The 6107-nt window shown below is 36.4% G+C and carries 3 protein-coding genes and 1 pseudogene; all 4 read left to right on the top strand.

Translation table 11 applies throughout. The features are described 5' to 3' along the window. A partial coding sequence (locus tag AFK68_RS14755; RefSeq protein WP_143437888.1) for a response regulator occupies window positions 1–3885 on the top strand: 3885 nt, incomplete at its 5' end. Between the two features lie 846 nt (window positions 3886–4731). Then, a complete protein-coding gene (locus AFK68_RS14750) occupies window positions 4732–5097 on the top strand; it encodes an RNA polymerase sigma factor (RefSeq protein ID WP_094673458.1) in 366 nt (121 codons plus the stop codon). A 9-nt stretch (window positions 5098–5106) separates the two neighbouring features. Then, window positions 5107–5253: pseudogene (locus AFK68_RS45255) on the top strand (RNA polymerase sigma factor); the annotation flags it as partial. Between the two features lie 15 nt (window positions 5254–5268). Then, window positions 5269–5673: a hypothetical protein gene (locus AFK68_RS14745; protein WP_246844200.1), complete on the top strand. Its 405-nt coding sequence runs from the start codon at window positions 5269–5271 to the stop codon at window positions 5671–5673. The last annotated feature ends 434 nt before the right edge of the window (window positions 5674–6107 follow it).

Here is a 6107-nt window from a genome sequence, read left to right as displayed (position 1 = left end):
GACTATATTCATCCAGAAGATATAGAAAATAATCCAGAAAATACAGAGTTAGCTATTATTAGTAACAAATTAATTGCAGGTTGCTATCAATTAAAGTTGTTAACCAAAAACGGAAACTATTGTCCAATAGAAATGAAGAGTACATTGGTAGTTGATAGCGAAGATAATATTACTGGTATGGTAAGTACCCTAAGTGATATTTCTGCAAATATCGCCACCCAACAACACTTACAAGCGCGTGAAAAAGCAATCAGAGAACTGTATGAAGTCACTACAGGTGCAGGTAGTTCCTTTGAAAGCAGAATAGTTGCATTGCTTGAAATGGGATGCCGTCGTTTTGGTATGGATATAGGTTTATTAGGGCAAGTTTTAGGAGAACGTTATGAAGTTATTGCAGCTCATCTACCAGAATACTTCCTATTTGGAATAGCTAAAGGAGACGCTTTCGCCCTGGAACAAACATTTGACCGGGAAGTATTGCGATACAATGAACCCCTCGCAATCGAATCAGCTAAAGATTCTCAGTGGCGACATCATCCAGCTTATACTGTGCGTCGTGTCGCATCTTATATTGGTACTAAAATTTTTGTCTCAGGAAGAGTTTATGGTACTCTTAGTTTTACCAGTCGTTTTGCCAAGAATAAATGGAGTGCAACAGATATAGAAGTTTTAAAATTAATGGCAACTTATATTGGCGGTGAATTGTTGCGACAAGATGAGACAGAAGCTTTGCAAACAAAATATCAGCACTTTTTATTACTCAAACAAATTACCCAAGAAATTTGCTCAAAGTTAGATACTAAAGAAATTGTTCAGACTACTGCTACCCAAATTGGAAGAGTATTTGGAGTTAACCGTTGTTCAATTCATAGCTATGTTGCTGAACCCTATCCACACCTACCTTGTGTCGCTGAATATTTGGAAGCAAACTATGAATCAACATTGGATTTAGATATTGCTGTTACCTACAATTCTCATACAGAACAATTATTAGCAGAAGACAAAGCGATCGCCTCTCCAGATGTATTTTCAGATCCTCTATTAAAATCATCCGCACCGATGTACCGGAGGCTAAAAGTTAGGTCAATGTTGGCAGTTCGTACCTCCTATCAAGGACAACCAAATGGCATTATTAATTTACATCAATGTGATTATATGCGTCAATGGAAACAGGATGAAATAGACTTATTAGAAGAGGTGGCATCTCAGGTAGGATTAACATTAGCTCAAGCACAAATATTAGAGTCAGAAGTTACCCATAAACAAGAATTAGAAAGTCAGAATAAAGCTTTAGAACAAGCGCGAGAAGCAGCAGAAGTAGCTAACCGTGCGAAAAGCGAATTTTTAGCAATGATGAGTCACGAAATTCGGACACCAATGAATGGTGTAATTGGGATGACAAGTTTATTATTAGATATGGAATTAACCCATGAACAACGAGATTTTGTGGAGACTATTCGCACCAGTGGGGATGCACTGCTAACTATTATTAATGATATTCTTGACTTTACTAAAATTGAGTCTGGGAAACTGGAATTAGAACACAGTCCTTTGGATGTTAGAAGCTGTGTTGAAGAGGCACTAGAATTATTAGCACCAAGGGCAGCACATAAAAATTTAGAACTGGCTTGTTTAATTGATGATTCAGTGCCAGTAATGATTGTGGGAGACGTGACAAGGCTGCGTCAAGTCTTGGTAAATTTGTTAGGAAATGCTGTTAAATTTACAGAAATAGGAGAAGTAGTTGTTTCTGTAAGTGCTAGAAAAATTGGTGAAAATTATCAAGAAGATAGTCTCTTAGAAGAGATAAATTACGAAGAAATATCTAATTTTAAAACTCCTGGTAAAATTACAGGAAACTATGAAATACAATTTGCCGTTAAGGATACAGGTATTGGTATTCCTCCAGACCGAATGGATCGCTTATTTAAAGCTTTTTCTCAGGTAGATGCTTCCACAACTAGACAATATGGTGGTACAGGTTTAGGATTAGCCATTAGTCAAAGATTAAGTGAAATGATGGACGGTCAAATGTGGGTGGTTTCTCAGTCAGTAGAAATCAATAATTTGCCAGAAGCCAAAAAACACAACTCCCTGTTCAAAATTGATGACAATGGCGGTATTAATAACAAAAAAAATGACATAAATATTGACAATATTTATATGACTGAATCTATAGTAAATATTGCTGGAACTCCACCATCTTACTTTGTCAAATCAGAAGTAGGTAGCAGAGGTTCAACCTTTTATTTTACTATTAAAGCCAAGGCAATTGCAATGCCTTTTCCTGAAGAAATTGATAGTTTCTTAAAAGGCAAGACAATATTAGTTGTAGAAAGTCATTCTGTTAATCAAGAGGTAATTAAACAACAAGTTAAATCATGGGAAATGATACCTGTAATTGCTGATTCTGCTGCTAAAGCTTTAAGCTGGTTGGAAGAAAGAAGAACTTTTGATATTGGAATTATCGCCATGAATCTTTCAGATATGGATGGACTGACATTAGCTAGAAAGATTCGGAAATTGGAAGCTGAACAAAACTCAAAACAAAATAACAATTCTGAGTTATCTTTACCATTAATAATGTTTACTTATATTGGCAAAGCAGAAATTTTCCGAGAACTTCAAGAGGCAAAAGTTAGTCTAGCTGGATTTTTGAATAAACCAGTCAAACAGTCTCAATTTTATAATGTTTTACTGCAAGTATTTGGAACAACAGGAGAAGGAGAACTTAACCCCAAAACTCCTAGTTTAGGAGTGAAATATTTTCAAAACCTGAATGACAAAAGTAGCGATCGCTCAAATCTCCGCATATTGTTAGCAGAAGATAACGTAGTTAATCAGAAAGTGGCAATACATTTACTAGAAAAAATTGGTTATCGTGCAGATGTAGCTGCTAACGGTATAGAAGTTTTGGATGCTCTCAAGCGGATACCCTACGATGTGGTATTAATGGATGTGCAGATGCCTAATATGGATGGAATAGAAGCAACCCGTCAAATTTGTCAAAGATACCCAGAAGAAAAACGCCCTTGGATTATTGCTATGACAGCTAATGCGATGCAGGGCGATCGTGAGAAGTGTCTAAATGCTGGTATGGATGATTATGTGACTAAACCAATTCATCGCGAAAAATTAGCACAAGCTTTAAACAGATGTAAACCTATCCGAAACAAAAAATCACAATCGAAAACTGATTCAGCAAATGGAGTCAGTAGTCATTCATCATCTCCAGAGTCAACATTAGTAAAAATAGATCCTCCAAAGAAACCAATTACTCAGAAACAGCAATTTACGAATGGTAAGGTAGAGTCAACTTCTCAGTTGGAGGAAACAATATCGCTTCAAAGTGCATTGCCTATTATCCCGCCAAGCAATACGGAAACAGGTTTACAGGAATTAGCAAAAATTGATAATTTCATAGATTTAGATACAGAGAATGTACCAGTTACTGAGGAAACTACAGTTTTAGATTTAGATTTCTTAGATGATATTTTAGAAGCAAAAGACGATCAACAACCAGCCCTCGACCCTAAAATTATAGAAGACTTTCGCAATCTTTATGACGATGAACCAGATACCCTAGCTATTTTGATACAAGACTATCTTGCTGATGGCGATAAACACATGAGTACGATTAGAAAGTCTATTAAAAAACGTGATTATGCTGCATTAAAATCAGCTTCTCATACACTTAAATCTAGTAGTGCTTTATTAGGAGCAACTAATTTTTCTGAACTATGTAAAGAGTTAGAATATATGGCTCGTGGTACGATCGAGTCGGGAGCAGATTTTAATTTAGAAAAAGCTACGGAAATACTTTCACAAAGCGAAAATGAATGGGAAAAAGTTCAAGAAGAGTTAAGCCAAGAAATAAATTTATAGGATTTTTTAGGAGTCAGGAGTCAGGAGTCAGGAGTCAGGAGGAAAAAGAATTTAGGCGTTGCTGATTTGAGGTATGAAATTGAAATTTGGGTAAATTTTAAGCCAAAATAATAGTGCTAATTAAAACCTGGTCAGTATTTTATTTAGCTCAACTGAAATTTTTATTCCATACTCAGAGCTGATAATTACTGTCCAGGATTGCACTTTTTTTTTACTCTCCTACAGCGCTTTTCAGATGGATAAACCACATCGTCATAATCAAAACTCTGTAGGGGGCGAATGGCCATTCGCCCCTACTGTGGTCTACTGAAATCAAAACCGCTGTAAGTAAATTCACACAAATTATCTCTATATTATCCAACAAATTCTAGTGTTTTTACTATTGTGGATTGAGGTATAGACAAGTAATATTAGAAGAGTAAAGTTAATTTTTTCGGATCAGTTTTCAAACAGTTTCTAAGCGTATTTCTTAGAGGTTGGTTCAATAATTAATAATTAATTAGGCGTTGCTGAATCAAGGTATGAAAATCAAAACNCCATTCGCCCCTACTGTGGTCTACTGAAATCAAAACCGCTGTAAGTAAATTCACACAAATTATCTCTATATTATCCAACAAATTCTAGTGTTTTTACTATTGTGGATTGAGGTATAGACAAGTAATATTAGAAGAGTAAAGTTAATTAATTGAAGGGTAGAAAATCTAGCCATTAAATAAATAAATAAATAAATAAATTTTTTATTATCATTTAGACAAAATTTTAACCAGGAATTTTACAAAACTTTTTATTTAGTGGTAAAAAATCAGGATGCCTACAAAAATATGCTGTTCTGAATAAAAACGTAAAATGTTGGATAGGCAAAAAAGAACTACAGATGTTAATTCCGTATTTTGGCAGGAGTGGCAAAAATATCAAGACTATCTCTACCATTGCTGCCTGAAATGGATGGAAGGGAACTCCACGGAGGCCGAAGATGCTCTAAGTATGGCTATGCTTAAGGCCAGAGAGAAAATGGGAAAGAATCTTCAACCCATTGATAATTTCAAAGCATGGTTAACTACCATAACTCACAATCTTTGCATGGACATCCTTAAACATAATAATCACTGTATTGTAGGATTTGAGGATGCTGATGCTATGTGCTGCTGTGCCAATAATACACTATCGGTAGAAGGAGTCAGTCAAATTGAAAATCCAGTTCTTGCTGCGTAGCAGCAAGAACTGGAAAATTTTGTTGGCCTGGCCATCGATAATTTACCAGGGAGACTACAGGAAACTTTTAAGCTCTATTTTCAGGAAGAGCATTCTTATCAACAGATAGCTACAGAACTTCATATTTCTTGTACTAATGTCCGTAAGCGCATTTCCCAGGCGCGGGCTATTTTGCACAAGCGTTTAGACGAATATGAAGGAACAGTTGAAAAGACTGTTTTTGAGTCGGGGAAAAAGGAAAAGTCAGAACCTGAAGAGTTGCCAGAGGAAATTGTTGTTGCTGAGGTATCCCAGGAGGAGGTTTTGCCTGGTGAAGTTCAGTTATCAGTTACGAGTTATCAGTCATCAGTTAAGAGTAGCTCTAGCTTAAGTCGGAGGCTGAAAAACAGGAATTTTCTTTTTTATCTTTTTGAGATGGGAGACTTGAAGCCTTATTTTTTGGTCAGGAAACAGGCGATCGAGAGCAAGCTATATGAAATTAGGGGTTCGCCTGTTGGAGAAATTTATTTACCGAATATAGTAAGGGCGAATGCCATTCGCCCCTACAGATGTTGTATAATTTCATGTTTTGCGTAAGTCGTGTCAGTCTTAATAATGGGGCGATCGCTTTTTTCCTCAAGAGCTTGCCTCGATAATACCCTTGACTCTATATTGTGTTAAGGGAAATTTGCTGTGGAAAAATGTAGTAGACTGACACACCTTAAATGGTGCAATAGTAGGGGCGGGTTTCACCGTAAATTTTCATGCTTACTCTAAGATTTACATAAACCCGCCCTGCCCGACGGTGGGTTATATCATTGGGGGCGGGTTTATCTGACAATGTGTGAAAACTTGTTGACTTAACTGTGAAACCCGCCCCTACGAAATTGCATAAGTTGAGCCAAATTGTAGGGTGTGTTAGACGGCTTAAACTCATACTATGAAATGAATTTAGCAATCCGTCGTAACGCACCATTGCATAAGTGTCAATCAACTAGGGTTATTGTACCATTTCAGGTTAAGCCACCATC

It is taken from the genome of Hydrocoleum sp. CS-953 (genome assembly GCF_002260545.1).
In the GTDB taxonomy this organism is placed as follows: domain Bacteria; phylum Cyanobacteriota; class Cyanobacteriia; order Cyanobacteriales; family Microcoleaceae; genus Trichodesmium.
The sequence above is the reverse complement of the archived record's forward strand: the minus strand, read 5'-3'. Positions and strand labels throughout refer to the sequence as shown.

Coding starts and splice junctions, on each gene's coding strand:
- AFK68_RS14750 (WP_094673458.1), top strand. CDS start 4,732: ATGTTGGATAGGCAAAAAAGAACTACAGATGTTAATTCCGTATTTTGG.